At 68.1% G+C, this 18,483-nt stretch carries 16 protein-coding genes; 14 read left to right on the forward strand and 2 right to left on the reverse strand.

The window, feature by feature from the left end; translation table 11 throughout:
- Nucleotides 1-100 precede the first annotated feature (100 nt).
- The 5 genes from dnaA (at nucleotide 101) to recQ (ending at nucleotide 7,008) form a co-directional block, all read left to right on the forward strand.
- A complete protein-coding gene (gene dnaA, locus MSPGM_RS00005) occupies nucleotides 101-1,606 on the forward strand; it encodes a chromosomal replication initiator protein DnaA (protein ID WP_003598298.1) in 1,506 nt (501 codons plus the stop codon).
- A 322-nt stretch (nucleotides 1,607-1,928) separates the two neighbouring features.
- Nucleotides 1,929-3,050, forward strand: coding sequence for a DNA polymerase III subunit beta (gene dnaN, locus MSPGM_RS00010; protein ID WP_003598299.1), 1,122 nt, complete (start codon nucleotides 1,929-1,931; stop codon nucleotides 3,048-3,050).
- A 40-nt stretch (nucleotides 3,051-3,090) separates the two neighbouring features.
- Nucleotides 3,091-4,248 carry a DNA replication/repair protein RecF gene (gene recF, locus MSPGM_RS00015; protein ID WP_012751942.1) on the forward strand — a complete coding sequence of 386 codons (1,158 nt, stop codon included), beginning with the start codon at nucleotides 3,091-3,093 and terminating at the stop codon, nucleotides 4,246-4,248.
- A 7-nt stretch (nucleotides 4,249-4,255) separates the two neighbouring features.
- Nucleotides 4,256-4,870: a LysE family translocator gene (locus MSPGM_RS00020; protein ID WP_003598302.1), complete on the forward strand. Its 615-nt coding sequence runs from the start codon at nucleotides 4,256-4,258 to the stop codon at nucleotides 4,868-4,870.
- A 290-nt stretch (nucleotides 4,871-5,160) separates the two neighbouring features.
- Nucleotides 5,161-7,008 (forward strand): DNA helicase RecQ, encoded by a 1,848-nt coding sequence (gene recQ / locus MSPGM_RS00025; RefSeq protein ID WP_003598304.1) that lies wholly within the window; start codon nucleotides 5,161-5,163, stop codon nucleotides 7,006-7,008.
- A 56-nt stretch (nucleotides 7,009-7,064) separates the two neighbouring features.
- On the opposite strand, the gene MSPGM_RS00030 is transcribed toward recQ, so the two are convergent.
- Entirely contained in the window at nucleotides 7,065-7,403 is a 339-nt protein-coding gene (locus MSPGM_RS00030; protein WP_003598305.1) for a hypothetical protein, read from the reverse strand.
- Nucleotides 7,404-7,718: 315 nt separating this feature from the next.
- On the opposite strand from MSPGM_RS00030, the gene MSPGM_RS00035 reads away from it, so the two are divergent.
- The 9 genes from MSPGM_RS00035 (at nucleotide 7,719) to MSPGM_RS00075 (ending at nucleotide 17,500) form a co-directional block, all read left to right on the forward strand.
- A complete protein-coding gene (locus MSPGM_RS00035; protein ID WP_003598308.1) occupies nucleotides 7,719-8,405 on the forward strand; it encodes a hypothetical protein in 687 nt (228 codons plus the stop codon).
- A gap of 107 nt (nucleotides 8,406-8,512) precedes the next feature.
- Nucleotides 8,513-10,714, forward strand: coding sequence for an ATP-dependent RecD-like DNA helicase (locus MSPGM_RS00040; RefSeq protein ID WP_003601039.1), 2,202 nt, complete (start codon nucleotides 8,513-8,515; stop codon nucleotides 10,712-10,714).
- Between the two features lie 143 nt (nucleotides 10,715-10,857).
- Nucleotides 10,858-12,042 (forward strand): hypothetical protein, encoded by a 1,185-nt coding sequence (locus tag MSPGM_RS00045; RefSeq protein ID WP_003601038.1) that lies wholly within the window; start codon nucleotides 10,858-10,860, stop codon nucleotides 12,040-12,042.
- 190 nt (nucleotides 12,043-12,232) lie between these two features.
- Nucleotides 12,233-14,458, forward strand: a complete 2,226-nt coding sequence (gene purL / locus MSPGM_RS00050) for a phosphoribosylformylglycinamidine synthase subunit PurL (protein WP_261926052.1) — start codon at nucleotides 12,233-12,235, stop codon at nucleotides 14,456-14,458.
- A gap of 27 nt (nucleotides 14,459-14,485) precedes the next feature.
- Nucleotides 14,486-14,722 (forward strand): BolA family protein, encoded by a 237-nt coding sequence (locus MSPGM_RS00055; RefSeq protein ID WP_003601036.1) that lies wholly within the window; start codon nucleotides 14,486-14,488, stop codon nucleotides 14,720-14,722.
- Nucleotides 14,723-14,795: 73 nt separating this feature from the next.
- On the forward strand, nucleotides 14,796-15,131 hold the full coding sequence (grxD, locus tag MSPGM_RS00060) for a Grx4 family monothiol glutaredoxin (protein WP_003601035.1): 336 nt from the start codon (nucleotides 14,796-14,798) through the stop codon (nucleotides 15,129-15,131).
- Between the two features lie 72 nt (nucleotides 15,132-15,203).
- Nucleotides 15,204-16,106, forward strand: coding sequence for an NAD(P)/FAD-dependent oxidoreductase (locus tag MSPGM_RS00065; RefSeq protein ID WP_012605201.1), 903 nt, complete (start codon nucleotides 15,204-15,206; stop codon nucleotides 16,104-16,106).
- A 108-nt stretch (nucleotides 16,107-16,214) separates the two neighbouring features.
- Nucleotides 16,215-17,099, forward strand: coding sequence for an SMP-30/gluconolactonase/LRE family protein (locus MSPGM_RS00070; RefSeq protein ID WP_003601033.1), 885 nt, complete (start codon nucleotides 16,215-16,217; stop codon nucleotides 17,097-17,099).
- A gap of 185 nt (nucleotides 17,100-17,284) precedes the next feature.
- The gene (locus MSPGM_RS00075) at nucleotides 17,285-17,500 is read left to right on the forward strand and encodes a hypothetical protein (RefSeq protein ID WP_003601032.1); all 216 of its coding nucleotides are present in this window, start codon (nucleotides 17,285-17,287) and stop codon (nucleotides 17,498-17,500) included.
- 27 nt (nucleotides 17,501-17,527) lie between these two features.
- On the opposite strand, the gene MSPGM_RS00080 is transcribed toward MSPGM_RS00075, so the two are convergent.
- Nucleotides 17,528-18,376 carry a hypothetical protein gene (locus tag MSPGM_RS00080; RefSeq protein ID WP_315974124.1) on the reverse strand — a complete coding sequence of 283 codons (849 nt, stop codon included), beginning with the start codon at nucleotides 18,374-18,376 and terminating at the stop codon, nucleotides 17,528-17,530.
- Nucleotides 18,377-18,483 lie beyond the last annotated feature (107 nt).

An 18,483-nucleotide genomic window follows, 5' to 3' on the forward strand; every position in this document is an offset into this window, starting at 1 on the left:
ACTCTCGGCGCCGCCCCGATCGGGCGGCGCCTCCTCTCGTGTGGCGTATGCGTACGCGTCCCCTCCGGTCTGCCGGCTGAGGATGCGAGGAGACACGGTGATGCACCTCGACGGCAGCATGTCGGACGGCGATGGCGGAAACGGCAGAGGAAGCGTCGATCTTCCCGCCGCCTGGACGCGGGTGAAGCGGCGGCTGCGGGCGGAGCTTGGCGAGGACGTCTTCGCAAGCTGGTTCGCCCGCCTCGAACTGGAGACTGTGGACGGGGGGGTCGCCCGCCTCACCGTTCCGACCCGGTTTCTCAAGAGCTGGATCGAATCGCATTACATCGACCGGGTGCTGACGACCTTCCGCGCCGAGGCCGATGGCGTCAGCCGTATCGAGGTCGGCGTGCGCGGCCCCTCCGGCCCGGCCCGGCCGACTGCCGGCGTGCCGGCGAAGCCGAACGCGACGAGCGGGCCGCTGAACCGTCTCCACGCGATCGCGACGCCCGCGGCCCTCCAGGGGCCCGGCCCGATGATCGAGACCGAGATCGCCTCGCCCCGCGGCGATTCGGCCTCGGTCGATCTCAACGGCGCGCCGCTCGATGCGCGGCTCTCCTTCGCGAACTTCGTGGTGGGCCGCTCCAACGCGCTGGCCCATGCCGCCGCCGAGCGAATCGCCCGCAGCGACAGCGACGGCGCGCTCTACAACCCGCTCTACGTCCATGCCGGCGTGGGCCTCGGCAAGACGCATCTGCTTCATGCGGCCGGACACGCCGCCCGCGAGGCCGGCCGCCGGGTGATCTATCTCACCGCCGACCGCTTCATGTACGGCTTCGTCAACGCCCTGAAGACGCAGAACGCGCTGGCCTTCAAGGAGCGCCTGCGGGCGATCGACCTGCTCATCCTCGACGATGTGCAGTTCATCCAGGGCAAGTCGATCCAGACCGAGTTCGGCCACACCCTCAACGCGCTGATCGATTCGGGGCGTCAGGTGGTGGTCGCCTCCGACCGGCCGCCGACGGAGCTGGAAGCGCTCGACGAGCGCGTGCGCTCGCGCCTCGCCGGTGGTCTCGTCGTCGAGATCGGCGGACTCGATGAGGGGCTTCGTGCCTCGATCCTCTCCGCCCGGCTCGATGCCGTGCGCCAGAGCCACCCGAACTTCGAGGTCTCCCCGGCCGTGTCGGCCTATGTCGCCCGGGCGATCACGGCCAATGGCCGCGACCTCGAAGGGGCGGTGAACCGGCTCCTGGCGCACGCGACCCTGACCGGCGCGCCGGTCACGGTCGAGACGGCCGAGACCGCGATCCGCGACCTCGTAAAGAACCGCGAGCCCAAGCGGGTGAAAATCGAGGACATCCAGAAGCTGGTGGCTTCGCGCTACAACGTCTCGCGTTCCGACATCCTGTCCGAGCGCCGCACCGCCGCCGTGGTGAAGCCGCGCCAGATCGCGATGTATCTGTCGAAGGTGCTGACCCTGCGCTCCCTGCCCGAGATCGGCCGTCGCTTCGGCGGGCGCGACCACACCACCGTGCTGCACGCGGTGCGCAAGATCGAGAAGCAGATCGGTGAGGATGCGGTGCTCGGCGATGAGGTCGAGCTGCTGAAGCGCATGCTCCAAGACTGAGAGGCGGCTCTGGGCGGGGTCGGGTGCGTCCCGGTCTCGCCTTGAGGACGTTTTATCTCGGCCGCGGATCCTGCCCGGTCCGGGTTGCCCTCCCGAGCCGCGCGCCGTCGCGGGGCGGGACAGTGCGAAGGCCGCCCTTGCCTTCGTGGGGGCGCTTCGCCAAGCTGCCGGCCCCGTTCCGCTTCGGAGTGCCTCGCGAAACGTCCGGTCGTCGACCGTTTCTCCGGTCGCGATGGTCGAACGGGCGTTGGGTGGGCGATATCCTTATCCGGCCTGATCGACCGCGGGCGGGCCGATTGTTCAAGAGACGACGGGTTTTCCGATGAGAGTCACAGTCGAGCGCGCGGCCCTCCTGAAATCGCTCGGCCACGTGCACCGGGTGGTGGAGCGGCGCAACACGATTCCGATCCTCTCCAACGTCCTGCTGCGCACCGGCGAGAACGGCCTTCAGCTTAAGGCGACCGACCTCGATATCGAGGTGACCGAGACCGTGGCCGCCGACGTGCTCGATGCCGGCGCCACCACGGTGCCGGCCCACGTCATCTACGATATCGTTCGCAAGCTGCCCGAGGGCGCGCAGGTCTCGCTGGAGACCTCCGGTGAGACGGGCCAGATGACGATCCGTTCCGGCCGCTCGCGCTTCGCGCTGGGCGCCCTGCCGGAGGGCGATTTCCCCGATCTCGCCGCGGGCGAGCTGCCGCATTCGTTCGCCATTCCGGCGGCCGAGCTGAAGCAGCTCATCGAGAAGACGCAGTTCGCGATCTCCACCGAGGAGACGCGCTACTACCTCAACGGCATCTACTTCCACACCCTCGAGGTCGAGGGCGCGCTGAAGCTGCGCGCGGTGGCGACCGATGGGCACCGGCTCGCTCGCGTCGAGACCGAGGCGCCCGAGGGCAGCCGCGGGATGCCGGGCATCATCGTCCCGCGCAAAGCCGTCGCCGAGATCCAGAAGCTCGTCGACGATGGTGGCGAGAGCGTGCAGGTCGAGCTGTCCCCGGCCAAGATCCGCCTGACTTTTGCGGGTGGCGTGATCCTGATCTCGAAGCTGATCGACGGCACCTTCCCCGACTATCAGCGGGTGATTCCCACCGGCAACGACAAGCGCCTGACGGTCGAGCGCGACGCCTTCGCCAAGGCGGTGGATCGGGTCTCGACCATTTCCTCCGAGCGCGGCCGCGCTGTGAAGCTCGCCGTGAGCGAGGGGCGCCTCGCTTTGTCCGTGACCAACCCGGATGCCGGCTCGGCGACCGAGGAGCTCGATGTCGATTACGAGGCCTCCGCCCTCGATATCGGCTTCAATGCCCGCTACCTGCTCGACATCACTGCGCAGCTCCAGGGCGATACGGCCCTGTTCAAGCTCGCCGATCCGGGCTCGCCGACGCTGATCCAGGACCGCGACGGCGCCCCGGCGCTTTATGTGTTGATGCCGATGCGCGTGTGAGTCCGCTTCCGGCCGCGGCCGGATCGGATATATCGCTCACATGGACATACTGCCGGGAGGCCCCCGCCTCACCCGCCTGATCGCCCGCGACTTCCGCAACCACGTCGATCTCGATCTTGCCACCACCCGCCGCTTCGTGGCGCTGGTCGGCGAGAACGGGGCGGGCAAGACGAACATCCTCGAAGCGGTCTCGCTGTTCTGCCCCGGTCGCGGCCTGCGCCGGGCCGATCTCGCGACCATGGCGCGGGTCGGCGGACCGGGCGGATTCGCCGTGTCGGCGACGCTCGAAGCGTCGGAGGCCGAGCACCGGTTCGGGTCCGGCTACGAGCCGCCGGGCTATGATGGGCGCGGCACGCGGGTCTGCCGGATCGACGGCGCGAACGCACCCTCCCCCGTCGCCTTCTCGGAGTTCCTGCGGATCGTCTGGCTGACGCCGGACTTTGATGGGCTGTTCCGCGGCGCGGCCGGCGACCGGCGCCGCTTCCTCGATCGGCTCGTCCTTGCCGTCGATGCCGGCCACGGCGCCCGCGTCTCGGCGATGGAGCGGGCCCTGCGCTCGCGCAACCGCCTGCTCGACGAGCGGCCCGATGACGGCCGCTGGCTCGATGCGGTCGAGCGTGAGGTGGCCGAACTCGGCGTCGCCGTGGCGCTCGCCCGGCGCGAGACGGTGGAGCGCCTCGACAGGCTCATCGCCGAGACACGGGACGATGCGGCGCCCTTCCCCTGGGCATCGCTCCGGCTAGAGGGCGATCTTGACGATCTTGTCGCGGTCTGGCCGGCTTTGGAGGCGGAGGATCGCTTTCGCCGGGCGCTGATGCAGGGCCGCCACCGCGACCGCGCCGCCGGCCGCACCCTGATCGGACCGCAGACCACCGACCTCGTCGTGCGCCACGGCCCCAAGGACGTGCCCGCCGCCACGGCTTCGACCGGCGAACAGAAGGCCCTGCTGATCGGCCTCGTGCTCGCCCATGCCCGCCTGGTGCGCGCGATGAGCGGGCTTGCGCCGCTCATCCTCCTCGACGAGGTCGCCGCGCATCTCGATCCGCGCCGCCGCGGCGGGCTGTTCGATGCGCTCGAAGCCTTGGAGGGACAAGTCTGGATGACAGGCGCCGACCCGGCCCTCTTCGCCGAGCTGGAAGGCCGGGCCGATATGGTTAACATTGCAGACGGGCGCATCGTCGCGTCGGACGTCGGTTGAAACGCAAATGCCGCTGTCGAGCCTCGCGCTCTTTGCTGCCGTCTACGCGGTTGCGGTTGCCTCACCGGGGCCGGGTGTTTTCGCCCTCGTCGCCCGTGTGCTGGCGCGTGGAACCCGCGGCGTTCCCGCCTTCATCGCGGGTTTCCTCGTCGGCGACTTGCTTTGGTTCTCGATCGCAGCGACCGGCTTCGCCCTGCTCGCTCAGAGCTTTGCCGCCCTCTTCATCGGGATCCGCTATCTCGGCGCAGCCTATCTCGCCTACCTCGCGTGGCGTGCGTGGACTGCACCGGTCGAGCCCGTCTCGGGTCAGCCCGTGCGCGGCGACAGCGGGCCGCGGCTCTTTCTTGGTGGCCTGGCGTTGACGCTCGGCAACCCGAAGGTCGTCTTGTTCTTCCTCGCGCTGCTGCCGACCGTAATCGATCTGGAGCATCTGACGCCGCTCGGAATGATCGAGATCGCCACGACCATCGTGGCCGTCCTCAGCGCGACGCTCACCGCCTACGCGGTTGCCGCAGTCCGGGTTCGACGTCTCTTCGTCTCGGTCGGCGCACGGCGGGCAATCAATCGCGGCGCCGGCACGGTGATGGCGGGGGCAGCCATCGCTGTCGCGGTGCGGTCCTGACCCGGTTGCCGCAGTCCGGTCGTGTCGTGGCGGAGGCGACCCGTCGTCCGCGAACGACGGTCCACGGAGGCGTAGTTCGTCGGCGAGCGCCACACGCATGGCTTCGATCTTGCCAACCCGCAACCGAGCCGCCAACTGCTCGGCGACCCGGTCGGTCTCGTCGTCGATGGTCAGGGGCATGGTCTCAGGTCTCGGCTGCAGCCGTCGCGTTGCCGTTGTAGGCTCGGCATCAACCTGAACCGACACGCTCCGCCTCGCGGTCCCGTCCAGAAGCCAGCCATCGAGAAACCATGTCTAGACGCCTCGACGAGGCCCGCGCCGCGCTGAAAAAAACCTTCGGCTACGACGATTTCCGTCCCGGCCAGGACGAGGTGATCGGCGCCGTGCTCGACGGCACGGACGTGTTCGCGGTGATGCCGACGGGCTCGGGCAAGTCGATGACCTATCAGTTGCCGGCCCTGGTCGATGCCGGGCTCACCGTCGTGGTCTCGCCGCTGATCGCGCTGATGCACGACCAGGTGCAGCAGATGCACGCCTTCGGCATTGAGGCCGCGACCCTCAACTCGACGATCGCGGAGACGGCGTCGCGGGAGACGTGGCGCAAGATCCGCTCCGGTGAGCTGCGGCTGCTGTTCGTCTCGCCGGAACGTCTGCTGATGGACGGCTGCATGGAGGCCCTGCGCGGGGCCGGCGTGCGGCGGCTCGCGGTGGACGAGGCGCACTGCGTCTCGCAATGGGGCCACGATTTCCGCCCCGAATACCGCGAGATCGCCCGCGCCCGCGAGGCGCTCGGCAACGTGCAGACCCTGGCGCTCACCGCCACCGCCGATGCCGCGACCCGTGCCGAGATCGCCGAGCGGCTGTTCCCGGCGGGACGGCCCCCGAGAACCTTCGTCCACTCCTTCGACCGGCCCAATATCCGGCTGACCTTCCAGCCCAAGGACAACCCGACCCGCCAGTTGGAGCGCTTCCTGCGCGACCGCCGCGCGGAGAGCGGCATCATCTACTGCTCCTCGCGCAAGCGGGTGGAACAGCTCGCCGACACGCTCAAGGGGGACGGCTTCAACGCCCTGCCCTACCATGCCGGGCTCGACCAGGGCACGCGGGCGAGGAACCAGGACACCTTCCTCCAGGAGGACGGCGTGGTGATGACCGCCACGATCGCCTTCGGAATGGGCATCAACAAGCCGGATGTGCGCTACGTCTGCCACTCCGACATGCCGACCAACATCGAGGGCTACTATCAGGAGATCGGCCGCGCCGGCCGCGACGGGCTGCCCTCCGACACCCTGACCCTCTACGGCCTCGATGACATGGCGCTGCGCCGCCGCCAGATCGACGAGAAGGAAATCTCAGAGGAGCGCCGCCGGGTCGAACGGCGCAAGCTCGAGGCGATGATCGCCCTGTGCGAGGGCGCTGCCTGCCGCCGTCAGTCGCTGCTCGGCTATTTCGGCGAGGCGAGCGAGCGCTGCGGGCGCTGCGATCTCTGCCGCGGCGGCATCTCCCTCATCGACGGGACGGTGGCGGCCCAGAAGCTGCTCTCCGCCATCGTCCGCACCGGGCAGCGCTTCGGCGCCGCCTATGTCTGCGACGTGGTGCATGGCAAGGAGAGCGAATCCATCCGCCGTAACGGCCATGCCGCGCTCAAAACCTTCGGCGTCGGCAATGACAAGCCGGTGGCGGCGTGGCGCGCCCTGTTGCGCCAGCTCTTCGCGGCCGGAGCGGTGGCCGAGAACACCGACGGCTATGGCGGCCTCGTGATGACCGAGAAGGGCGAGGCCATCCTGTTCGGCCGCGAAACGATCGAGGTCAGGCCCGATCCGGAGCCGAAGAAGGCCGAGCCGAGGAGTCGCCGCGCCACGCCGCGCGACGACGAGGCGAATGCGCTGAGCGAGGCGGACGAGGCGCTGTTCCAGCACCTGCGGGGCCTTCGCGCCACCATCGCGCGGGCAGAAGGCATCGCCGCCTTCATGGTGTTTCCCGACCGCACCCTGATCGAGATGGCGCGCGCGAAACCCGTCGATCTCTGGGCGCTCCGAACCGTCCATGGCGTCGGTGAGCGCAAGCGCGAGGCCTATGGCGAGCGCTTCACCGACACGATCCGTGAATTCCTGTCCGACGCGAAGCGCGCCGGCTGACCGGGGGCAGCGCAATGGCGCGTTGCCCCTTAGTTGCCCCCTCATGCGAGCAGGGATCAATCGTAGGTGAAGCCCTTGTCCTTCATGTAGACGTTGGACACGCCCTTGCACCAATCGAGCTTGAAATCGTCCGAGCCGTAGTCACGCCACTTCACGCGGAACGGCACGACGCAGTCGCCATCGTTGCTATTCCAATCCAACGACGCCGACTGGCCGGGATTGATCGATCCGCCGATCCAATTCCGGCTCCAGCGTCCGTTCTGATACGTATAGAACCCGGTAATCGAATAGCCTTCCGCACGGTTGTGCAATTTGAAGGCATAGTCGCTCGCCATCGCTAGGGAAGGTAAGGCAACCAATCCGGCTAAAGCGGTAGCGAAGATAGACTTAATCATTTTATATCCAGATTTTAGACTCGATAAAATGATAAAGTCATATCCGTATCCATCCGTAAATTGATGAAATGACCACGGATTGACTGAACGTCCCAAAATTTGATTGGGCTCGGCGCAGCGGTCTTACGTCTTCACTGAATCCCGTCGGGGCGAACCGCATCGCAGCGTCGCGACCTCCCGCCGCAGGCCCCACGGTTTGCATCGGGAAAAGTTATCCACATATTATCCACAAAGAGAACATATAGCGAACATCCGCCGTCGCGAAGAGCGGCGTGCTCCCACTCACGGGCCCTGTCCACAGTCTGGGGACGCACCATGAGAACAGCCGACAAGCAGATTGCCGACATCCTCGTACGCTTCGGCGAGCCCTTCGCGGGCAACGTCTGGCGCGTGCAGGGCACCGCCGTAATCTACCACAAGACCCTGGAGCGGATCGCCGCCCACACGAAGATCCGCTTCGATCCGCCGACCCTGCTGCGCAGCGAGCGCGACGAGGCGGTGATCCTCGTCACCGGTCACATGCCCGGCGAGAAGGCCGGCGAGGAGCGGGTCGAGTGGTCGATCGGCGAGGCGCTGGTCAACGTGAACTATCGCGTCTCCGGCCGGCAAGCGGCCTATGTCTACGCCATGGCAGAGAAGCGGGCGAAGGACCGGGTGATTCTCAAGCTGATCGAGCTGCACGGCCTCGTCTATTCCGAGGAGGAGGCGGACGAGTTCCGCCAGAACCAGCCGATGGCGATCCGCGCGGTGGACGAGGATTTCGACGCGCCGCCGGCCTTCGACGAGGTGACCGAGCAGGAGGCCGACCTCAAGCGCCTGATCGACGAGGCGGAATCGATCAACGCAGTGACCGACCTGATGCTCGACGAGCGCACGCAGGGCATCCTCAACGCCATGCCGCACGGCACCCGCGAGGAGGTGCGCGACTACGCCAAGGCCCGCCTGCGGGCGCTCGGCTGGCCGCCGGCCAAGAAGGGCGGACGCGGCAGCCGCGCTGCGTAAGGGGATTCCGAAGGGCAAGCCCTTCGGCGAGGGAGCGGCGTATCCTAGGGCTCTGCCCTGGACCCGCGAAAGGACTTGTCCTTTCAAAACCATGACGGATCGAGCGCATGAATACGCCCCTCCGCTCCTCGGCCATCGATGGCGCCGCTTCCCTCGACATGCTCGCCGGCTCGGTCGAGCGGGTGACGTTCCACAGCGCCGAGACCGGCTTCTGCGTCCTCAAGATCCATGCCCGCGGCCGGCGCGACCTCGTGCCGGTGGTGGGTCACGCCCCGGCCATCGCCGCGGGCGAGTGGCTGACGGCTTCCGGGCGATGGGTCACGGACCGTGAGCACGGCCTCCAGTTCCGCGCCGACACGCTTCAGGTGACACCGCCGACCGGGATCGAGGGCATCGAGCGCTACCTCGCCTCCGGGCAGATGCGCGGCATCGGCCCGATGATGGCCAAGCGCATTGTCGCCCGCTTCGGCGAGGCGGTATTCGAGATCATCGAGGCCGAGCCCGCCCGCCTCACCGAGGTCGAGGGCATCGGCCGCAAGCGCGCCGCGCGCATCGTCAAGGGCTGGGCCGAGCAGAAGGCCGTGCGGGAGATCATGATTTTCCTGCACGCCCACGGCGTCGGCACCGCGCGGGCGACCCGGATCTTCCGCACCTATGGCGGGGATTCCCTGAAGGTCATGGCCGAGGATCCCTATCGCCTCGCCCGCGACATCCGCGGCATCGGCTTCCGCACGGCGGACGCCATCGCCTTGCGCCTCGGCCTCGCCCGCGACGCGCCGCAGCGGCTCGCTGCCGGTGTCTCCTACGCCCTCCAGACGGCGATGGATGAGGGCCATTGCGGGTTGCCGGTCGAGCGGCTGGTGCGCCTCGCCGCCGAGCTTCTCGACGTCGCGCCCGATCTCGTCCGGCTCGCCGCTGCGCTCGTCCTGCGCGAGGGCCGCGAGGTCGTCGCGGATACGCTGCGCGGCGAGCCCTGCCTGTTCCTCAAGGGCCTGCACGGCGCCGAGCGCGTCATCGCGATGCGGCTGGCCGAGCGCGCCGCCGGCCCGCCACCCTGGGCCGCGATCGACTTCGCTCTGGCCAGGCCCTGGGTCGAGGCGAAGACCGGAAAGACGCTGTCCGCCTCGCAGGCTGAGGCGGTCGGGCTGGTGCTCCGTTCGAAGCTCTGCGTTCTCACCGGCGGGCCCGGCGTCGGTAAGACCAGCACCCTCGACGCGATCCTGCGCATCCTTACCGCCAAGGGCGTGCGGGTGCTGCTCGCCGCCCCCACCGGCCGCGCGGCCAAGCGCATGGCCGAGCAGACGGGGCTGGAAGCGCGCACCCTCCATCGCCTGCTGGAGATCGACCCACGCAACGGCGGCTTTCAGCGCAACGAGGACAACCCGCTCGATTGCGATCTCCTCGTCATCGACGAGACCTCGATGGTCGACGTGCCGCTGATGCATGCCCTCCTCAAGGCCGTGCCGGAGCGGGCGGGCCTGATCCTCGTCGGCGATGTCGATCAGCTTCCCTCGGTCGGGCCCGGACAGGTGCTTGCCGACGTGATTGCCTCCGGAACCGTGCCGGTGGCGCGCCTCACCGAGATTTTTCGCCAAGCGGCGCAGAGCCGGATCGTTGTCAATGCCCACAGCATCAACACTGGGCGGATGCCGGCCGCGCCCGCCAAGGGCGAGGACAGCGACTTCTACCTCATCGACATCGAGGACGCGGACGAGGGCGTGGAGACGCTGATCGAACTCGTCACCCGCCGCATCCCCCGCCGTTTCGGCCTCGATCCCACCCGCGACATCCAAGTGTTGACGCCGATGATCCGCGGCTCGCTCGGCAGCCGCAACCTCAACAACGCTCTTCAGCGCGTGTTGAATCCGTCGCCCTCGGCGGAGGTCGAACGCTTCGGCTGGCGCTTTGCGCCCGGCGACCGGGTGATGGAGACCCGCAACGACTACGACCGCGACGTGTTCAACGGCGACCTCGGCACGATCAGCGCCATCGATGCGGAGGACGAAGCGCTCGTGGTCGATTTCGACGGGCGCGCGGTGATCTACCCGTTCAATGAACTCGACACGCTGGTGCCGGCCTTCGCCACGACGATCCACAAGGCGCAGGGCTCGGAATATCCGGCCGTGGTGATCCCGGTGGTGACCCAGCACCGCACGATGCTGGCGCGCAACCTGCTCTATACCGGCGTCACCCGCGGGCGCCGCCTCGTTGTGCTGATCGGCCAGCGCCGTGCCCTTGCGATGGCGGTCCGCGAAGGCGCCTCGCGGCGGCGCTGGACCAAGCTGCGGGAGTGGCTGGACGCCGCCTGAGGCCGGGCTGTCGGCGTTTTGCCCTCGCCCCGGCCCCGCCGCATCGTGTAGGCAGCGGGCGAAGGGGCGCGTCGTCCGCACGCCCCGCCTTCAGTCGAGACAAACGGCGGTCCGCCATTCCTGAATCCGAAGACGCGCATCCGGTGCGGCAGGTGTTCTACCTGCCCGGTTTCGATCCCCGCGAACCCGAGACCTATTGGGGTCTGTTCCGCCGCGAGAGCCGCATCACGGCCGAACGGCGCGGTATGGCGATCGCGGTCGGCGACCCCGTCCGCTCCGCCGACGGCATCAGCCTCGATTGGGACGTGGACAGCAAGGCTGAGGGGGAAGCGATGCGGGTGCGCTACAGCCTCCTGCGCTGGGACGACATCGTCCGCGACCGGTTTCCCCGCTCCAACCTGCGCCGGCTCGCGAGCCTGCCGGGTCTGTGGTGGCGGCTGTGGCGCTCCGGTTACCTGCGGAAGTTCCAGCGCGAGGCGCGGCGCTTCTATCGGGTCATCGTCAGCGTCCACCAGTTCTATCTGGTCTTCGTTCTCGCGAGCCTCGCCCTCGCCCTTGCGGCGGTGACGCTGACACCGCTCACCGCGTTGCCGACGCTCGCCGGCATCGCCCTCGTCCCGCTGCTCGCCTACGCGATCCTGGCTTTGGTGACTCATCTCACCCGGGGCAAGCCGCTCTACGTCACGCATCTCGTCGATGACACCGCCTTCACCCACGATCACGCCTCGGGGCGCGAAACGGCGATGCGCGAGCGCCTGACGCCCTGGGCGGAGCGCATCCGCGCGGCGGAGGGGCGGGCCTCCGAGATCGTGGTGATCGGCCATTCCTCGTCGAGCTTCCTCGCCTTCGAGTGCCTCGACCGTATCCTGAAGGCCGATCCCGAATTCGGCCGTCGCGGCACGCCGGTGACGCTCGTGACAATCGGCAGCGTCATTCCCTGGCTCACCCTCGACCCGCTCGCCGAGGAGGCGCGGGGCTCCCTCAGCCGGATCGGCGGCGATGCGGCGATCGGCTGGCTCGACATCCGAGCGAGCTGGGACTGGCTCTCGATTCACCTGCGCGACCCGGTCAGCGCCTCGGGCCTACCCGCGCCGCCCCCTGGCCGCTTCGCAGTAATGCGGGTCGAGATCGAGGATCTGATCGAGCCGGCGCTCGTGGCGCGGCGGCGCTGGAACCTGTTTCGCATGCATTTCCAGCTCCTGATGTCGAGCCGGGAGCGGAAGGCCTTCGACTACGTCGCCTTCGTCGCCGGGCCGGAGCCCGTCCACGCGGCGGTGGAGCGGTGCCGGACGCAGCGGCCTGTGACGGCGAGCGCCGAATTTACGTAGGGAAAAGGCGTAGACGGCTTGTGCGCAATCCGACCATGGCTGTGCGCGCCCTTTGCAGCCGGTCCTGATCCGCTCTAGAGCGATGCGCGAAGTCATTTTCGTCGCAGCAAGCCCGTTCGGCTTGCCATCGACCGGTTCCGGTTGAGGGATCGGATCGATCTGCGGCAACGGTTTGGGACAGGGCCTTCGGATGTTTCGCAACGATGTTCCGATCACACCCGAGCTGGTGCGCCAGCACGGCCTGACACCCAACGAGTACGAGCGCTTCCGCGCCCTCGTCGGCCGCGAGCCGACGCTGACCGAACTCGGCATCGTCTCGGCGATGTGGAACGAGCACTGCTCGTACAAGTCCTCGCGCAAGCACCTGCGCGGCCTGCCGACCTCCGGTCCGCACGTGATCCAGGGGCCGGGCGAGAATGCCGGCGTGATCGATATCGGTGATGGCCTCGCCTGCGTCTTCAAGATGGAGAGCCACAACCACCCGAGCTTCATCGAGCCCTACCAGGGCGCGGCGACCGGCGTCGGCGGCATCCTGCGCGACGTCTTCACCATGGGCGCGCGGCCGATCGCGGCGCTCAACGCGCTCCGCTTCGGCTCGCCCGACCATCCGCGCACCCGCCACCTCGTCTCGGGTGTCGTCGCGGGCGTGGGCGGCTACGGCAATTCCTTCGGCGTGCCGACGGTGGGCGGCCTCGTCGGCTTCCATCGGCGCTACGACGGCAACATCCTCGTCAACGCCATGGCGGTGGGCCTCGCCCGCACCGACGCGATCTTCTACGCCGCCGCCACGGGCGTCGGAAACCCGATCGTCTATCTCGGCTCGAAGACCGGCCGCGACGGCATCCACGGCGCCACCATGGCCTCGGCCGAATTCGACGAGTCGAGCGAGTCGAAGCGGCCGACCGTGCAGGTCGGTGACCCCTTCGCCGAGAAGCTGCTGCTGGAGGCTTGCCTCGAGCTGATGGCCTCGGGCGCCGTCATCGCGATTCAGGACATGGGCGCGGCCGGCCTCACCTGCTCGGCGGTCGAGATGGGCGCCAAGGGCGATCTCGGCGTGGAGCTGCATCTCGAAAAGGTGCCGACCCGCGAAGAGGGCATGACCCCCTACGAGATGATGCTCTCGGAGAGCCAGGAGCGGATGCTCATGGTGCTCAAGCCCGGCATGGAAGCCGAGGCGCAGGCCATCTTCGTGAAATGGGGCCTCGACTTCGCGGTCATCGGCCACACCACGGATACGCTGCGCTTCGTGATCAAGCACAACGGCGAGACCGTCGCCGACCTGCCGATCAAGGAACTCGGCGACGAGGCGCCGCTCTACGACCGCCCGCACATCGCCAACACGCATCAGCCGGTCATCGCTGCGGCAAGCGTCGCGGCGAGCGTGCCGAACGCGGAGGCGCTCAAGCGTCTGGTCGGCTCGCCCGAACTCGCCTCGAAGCGCTGGGTCTACGAGCAGTACGACCACTTCATTCTCGGCAACACCGTGCAGAAGCCCGGCGGCGACGCCGCCATCGTCCGGGTCGAGGATGGGCCGAAGGGTCTCGCGATCTCCACCGATGTGACGCCGCGCTACTGCGAAGCCGATCCGGTCGAGGGCGGACGCCAAGCGGTTGCGGAAGCGTGGCGCAACATCACGGCCGTCGGCGCGCGCCCGCTCGCGATCACCGACAACCTCAACTTCGGCAATCCGGAGAAGCCCGAGGTGATGGGCCAGCTCGTCGGCTGCCTGAAGGGCATCGGCGAGGCCTGCCTCGCCCTCGACTTCCCCGTCGTGTCCGGCAACGTCTCGCTCTACAACGAGACCAACGGCGTCGGCATCCTTCCGACCCCGACCATCGGCGGCGTCGGCGTCATCGATGATGTCGAGTGCCATGCCACGGTCGCGCTCAAGCGCGAGGGCGATGTGCTGGTGCTGATCGGGCGCACCGAGGGCTGGCTTGGCCAGTCGCTCTACTTGTCCGAGATCGCCGGCCGCGAAGAGGGCGCACCGCCGCCGGTCGATCTGGCGATCGAGCGCCGCAACGGCGACTTCGTGCGCAGCCTCATCGTCTCCGGCATCGCAGACACGGTGCACGACCTCTCCGACGGCGGCCTCGCCGTGGCTTTGGCCGAGATGGCGATGGCTGGCGGCCTTGGCGCGGCCCTGCCGGCGGCGCCGGAGGGCGTGCCGGTTCATGCCTACCTGTTCGGCGAGGATCAGGGCCGCTACCTGATCGCCGTGCCGGCGGAGGCGGCCGCCGACCTCCTCTACAGCGCCTCGGCGCAGGGCATCGACGCATCGACCATTGGCATCGTCACGGGCGACAGCTTGGTGCTGCCGGGCGAAGAGACCATATCCGTGGCCGAGCTGAAGGCCGCGCATGAAGGCTGGTTCCCCGCCTACATGGCGAGCCAGCCGGCCGCACCTGCGGCGTAACGAGACGAAAGCGAGCGGAGAGCCCCCATGCCGATGGATGCGCGCGAGATCGAGTCGATGATCCGCGAGGCGCTGCCCGACGCGCACGTCGAGATCAAGGATCTGGCGGGCGACGGCGACCACTACGCGGCGACCGTCATCTCCGCCGCCTTCAAGGGCAAGACCCGCGTCGCCCAGCATCAGATGGTCTACGGCGCGCTCCAGGGACGGATGGGGGGCGTGCTCCACGCTCTTGCGCTGACCACGGGTGTCCCGCAGGATTGAGCCGACCTTGAAATTAGACGGTCAGGTCTGATCTGACACCCGACCGAGACGAAGCGACAACGAGGACCGTGCGATGACCGACGTCAACTCCACCATCAAGAACGAGATCGATTCGCAGGACGTGGTCGTGTTCATGAAGGGCACGCCGCAATTCCCGATGTGCGGCTTCTCGGGTCAGGTCGTCCAGATCCTCAACTACCTCGGCGTCCCGTTCAAGGGCGTGAACGTCCTCGACGACATGGCGGTGCGCGAGGGCATCAAGGCCTTCTCGAACTGGCCGACGATCCCGCAGATCTACGTGAAGGGCGAATTCGTCGGCGGCTGCGATATCGCCCGCGAGATGTTCCAGTCGGGTGAGCTGCAGCAGTTCCTGTCCGAGAAGGGCGTGCCGGTGAAGAGCGCCGCCTAAGCGGCGGCACTTTCGCGAAACTCTTTCGCGATCACGAGGCTTGATCCCCGGCGAGTTCGCCGGGAGATCAGCATGCACGACGTCATCATCGTGGGCGGCGGCCCGGCCGGGCTCAACGCCGCCCTGATCCTCGGCCGGGCCCGTCGCACGGTTCTGCTCTGCGATGCGAGCCAGCCCCGCAACGCCGCGACGCCCCTCACCTGGGGGCTGTTTACCCGAGACGGCACCCCGCCCTTCGATCTGCGCGCAAAGGGCCGGGCCGACCTCGACCGCTACGAGACCGTCGAGTGCCGCGACGTCGCGGTGACGGAAGCTGCGCGTGACGCCGACGGCTTCACCATCATCCAGGCCGACGGCACCGTTGAGCGGGCACGCCGCCTGATCCTTGCGACGGGCCTGGCACAGGACATTCCCGAGATCGAGGGCTTCGAGACCTATTGGGGCACCGGCGTGCATTCCTGCCCCTACTGCGATGGATTCGAAGTTCGCGACCGGCCGCTCGTCGTCTACGGCCGCGGGCATGGCGGCTGCGGGCTGGCGCTGGAACTGACCGGCTGGAGCCAAGACGTGACCCTGTGCACGAGCGGTCACGACGGCGATCTGTCCGACAAGGACCGTGATCGGCTCGCCCGCAACGGCGTGCGGGTGATCGAGGCGGAGATCGAACGGCTGGAAGGGGACGGATCGCGGCCGACCTGCCTCCGCTTCCGCGACGGAAGCCAGACGGCTTGCACGGCGCTCTTCCTGATGCCGTTCGCCTGCAGCCCCTCCCCGCTCATCACCCAGCTCGGCTGCGAACTCGACGAGACCCGCAGCGTGGTTCCGACCCGCGAATACGAGAAGACCAACGTGCCCGGTCTCTACGTGGCGGGTGACGCGTCGCGCCGCGTGCAATTCGCCGTCGTGGCCGCCGCGGAGGGCGCGATGGCCGCCTTCGCCATCAATGCCGAGTTCGTCGCGGAAGCGACCCGGTAGAACCGCAGGTTTCGAGCCGGCCCCATCCGATGAGGGAAAAAGCGCGGGCGGGGCGCGTTGATCGAGGCGGGGTTTGAAGATCCCGCCCTTCAGCGTGCCGGAGCCTCGATGACCCCACCCGTCCATCCCCACACGCCGCGCGTTGCGGTCGCCTGCGGCTGCACCCTCGGTGAGGAGGTCGTCTGGGATGCCCGTGACGGGTCGTTGCTATGGGTCGATATCGAGAACCCGGCGATCTGGCGGCATTGGCCGGCGACGGGCGAGACCGTGCGGCTCCCGCTCGACGAAAAGATCGGCTTCGCCGTTCTGACGCCCGATCCGGATCGCGTCGTCGCGGGGTTCAAGTCCGGCGTCGCCGCCCTGCGGCTCTCGGACGGATCACGGACGCCGCTCGTTCGTCCGGACGACTATCCCGCGGGCAATCGGCTCAACAGCGGCAATGCCGGGCCGGATGGCTGGCTCTATTTCGGCAGCATGGACGACGCGGAGGAAGCGCAGACTGGTGGCTTCCACCGCTGGGACGGAGCACGGGTCGAGACATTCGGACGTCGTGCCGCCGTGACCAACGGTCCGGTCGTCAGCCCGGACGGACGGCGCGTCTACACGATCGATACGGCGAACGGCCTCGTGCAGGTTCACGCGCTCGATGACGGGCGGATCGGCGAAGCGCGGCCGCTGATCCGTTTCGAGGAGGGCTGGGGCAAGCCGGACGGCCTGACGCTCGATGCCGAGGATCACCTCTGGATCTGCCACTACGGCGCGGGCCGCATCACCCGTTTCGACCCGGACGGCCTCGTCGTGTACGTCGTGCCGATGCCGACGCCGCTCGTCACGAAATGCGCGTTCGGCGGTGACGACCTCTCGACGCTCTACGTCACGACCTGTCTTCGCGGCCGCGATCCGACGCTCGAGCCGATGGCGGGGCACCTCTACAAAGTCGAAACGGGCTTTCGTGGCTTCCCGGCTAATCTTTTGGCGCTGCCGCAAACCTGAGTTGTACGGCTATTGTCAGTCTGGTGTGCGGCTTCGCACCGCCGTAAGGTCTGCTGCGGCGCAAATATGAAGACACGGTGAAGATTAAAGAACTGGCGGAACTTATCCCCGTTTTGTTGGTTCTTCACGCACGGTCGAGCTTTTGCTCGTAAGCCGCATGCCCTCACCGAGGGTTGGAACAGGTCATGCCAGTCTTCGACGGGAAGTATCTGACCGAGCATGGCGAAAGCGAAGCGCTTCTCGCCATGATTCTCCGCCCGACGCCGAAGGCTCGGGAGGAGGCGCTCGAGCGCGGTCGGATGCGCCTTGAGCGGGCGACCATGCTGGCCGAGTTGGCACCCGCCGTGCCGGGCACGACGCTCGCTGCCGTCAAGCGCGCCGATATCCTACCGGTGGACTGACAGACCGATCACACTGCCGAATCGGCGCTACCACGCCTGAGGCGTGATAATGCCCTGACGGGTGACCACGACCCACTGTCGACCCCGGCGTTCGATCGCCTCGACCCGGCCGATACCGGGCACCGCATCGCCCCGCCCGACTTCGACGAGCCGGCGGCGACGATCCTCAAGCACCGCGACGCCGTCATAGACGTCGCGCAGCGCCCAGCCTTCGAGGGTGTCGGATTTCGGCTTGTCCGGCAGACTTCCGGTCTGTGTCGGCTCCGCCGCGCGCGCCTCGGGCTTCGCCTCGGGCTTCGCCTCGGATTTCGCGGGAGCGGCGGCGGCAACCGGTTGCAGCTTCTTCTCCCATTGCGCGATCGCGCTCGTCATGCGCTCAGTCTGATCACGCTCGACGCGGGCCACCGTTTCGGACAGGTTCGCCAGTCGCTTATCCAGCGTTTGCTCGGTACGGCTGAGCCGATCCGTCACGGTGTGGCCGAGCGCTTTGGTCTCACCGCGTGCTGCTTCGCTCGCGTCACGCAGGGCCGTCACCGTACGGGCGAGCCGGTCGATCTCCTGGGCGAACCTGGCCGCTTCCGAGCGCCCGGCCGACAATTCGGCCTGGACCTGCGCAAGCGCCCCGCCGGATCGCTCTTGAGAGGCTGCCACCAAGCCGAGGCACACGCCGCCAACCAAGGCGGCCACGCTCGCTGCGGCAAGCCGACCGTTGGCTCCGAGGTGGAACGCCTTCCGCGTCGGCGCGGCTGCGGGCGGCGTCGCCTTTGCACCGGCTTTCGGGCCACCGGCGACGGCCTGCTTCAGCATCTCGACGGGCGAGGGCTGCGCGATCGGCTGACCGGTTGCACCTTTGCGCGGTTCGATCGTCTCCGGCATGGCATAGGCTTTCCAACGACGCGGTCGGCAGACCTCGACCGGTGATCCATAAGGGCGCTGGCCCAAAACGATCGGCGTCGTCGAGACTTCACCGCCCGCCCGGCATG

It is taken from the genome of Methylorubrum sp. GM97 (assembly GCF_024347855.1).
GTDB lineage: Bacteria > Pseudomonadota > Alphaproteobacteria > Rhizobiales > Beijerinckiaceae > Methylobacterium > Methylobacterium extorquens.

What these genes read in the sequence shown, in the direction of transcription:
- MSPGM_RS00040 (WP_003601039.1), top strand. Translation starts at nt 8,513, where the DNA reads ATGAATACGCCCCTCCGCTCCTCGGCCATCGATGGCGCCGCTTCCCTC.
- recF (WP_012751942.1), top strand. Translation starts at nt 3,091, where the DNA reads ATGGACATACTGCCGGGAGGCCCCCGCCTCACCCGCCTGATCGCCCGC.
- dnaA (WP_003598298.1), top strand. Translation starts at nt 101, where the DNA reads ATGCACCTCGACGGCAGCATGTCGGACGGCGATGGCGGAAACGGCAGA.
- grxD (WP_003601035.1), top strand. Translation starts at nt 14,796, where the DNA reads ATGACCGACGTCAACTCCACCATCAAGAACGAGATCGATTCGCAGGAC.
- MSPGM_RS00080 (WP_315974124.1), bottom strand. Translation starts at nt 18,376, where the DNA reads ATGCCGGAGACGATCGAACCGCGCAAAGGTGCAACCGGTCAGCCGATC.
- MSPGM_RS00065 (WP_012605201.1), top strand. Translation starts at nt 15,204, where the DNA reads ATGCACGACGTCATCATCGTGGGCGGCGGCCCGGCCGGGCTCAACGCC.
- MSPGM_RS00075 (WP_003601032.1), top strand. Translation starts at nt 17,285, where the DNA reads ATGCCAGTCTTCGACGGGAAGTATCTGACCGAGCATGGCGAAAGCGAA.
- MSPGM_RS00035 (WP_003598308.1), top strand. Translation starts at nt 7,719, where the DNA reads ATGAGAACAGCCGACAAGCAGATTGCCGACATCCTCGTACGCTTCGGC.
- dnaN (WP_003598299.1), top strand. Translation starts at nt 1,929, where the DNA reads ATGAGAGTCACAGTCGAGCGCGCGGCCCTCCTGAAATCGCTCGGCCAC.
- MSPGM_RS00030 (WP_003598305.1), bottom strand. Translation starts at nt 7,403, where the DNA reads ATGATTAAGTCTATCTTCGCTACCGCTTTAGCCGGATTGGTTGCCTTA.
- recQ (WP_003598304.1), top strand. Translation starts at nt 5,161, where the DNA reads ATGTCTAGACGCCTCGACGAGGCCCGCGCCGCGCTGAAAAAAACCTTC.
- MSPGM_RS00070 (WP_003601033.1), top strand. Translation starts at nt 16,215, where the DNA reads ATGACCCCACCCGTCCATCCCCACACGCCGCGCGTTGCGGTCGCCTGC.
- MSPGM_RS00055 (WP_003601036.1), top strand. Translation starts at nt 14,486, where the DNA reads ATGCCGATGGATGCGCGCGAGATCGAGTCGATGATCCGCGAGGCGCTG.
- MSPGM_RS00020 (WP_003598302.1), top strand. Translation starts at nt 4,256, where the DNA reads ATGCCGCTGTCGAGCCTCGCGCTCTTTGCTGCCGTCTACGCGGTTGCG.
- purL (WP_261926052.1), top strand. Translation starts at nt 12,233, where the DNA reads ATGTTTCGCAACGATGTTCCGATCACACCCGAGCTGGTGCGCCAGCAC.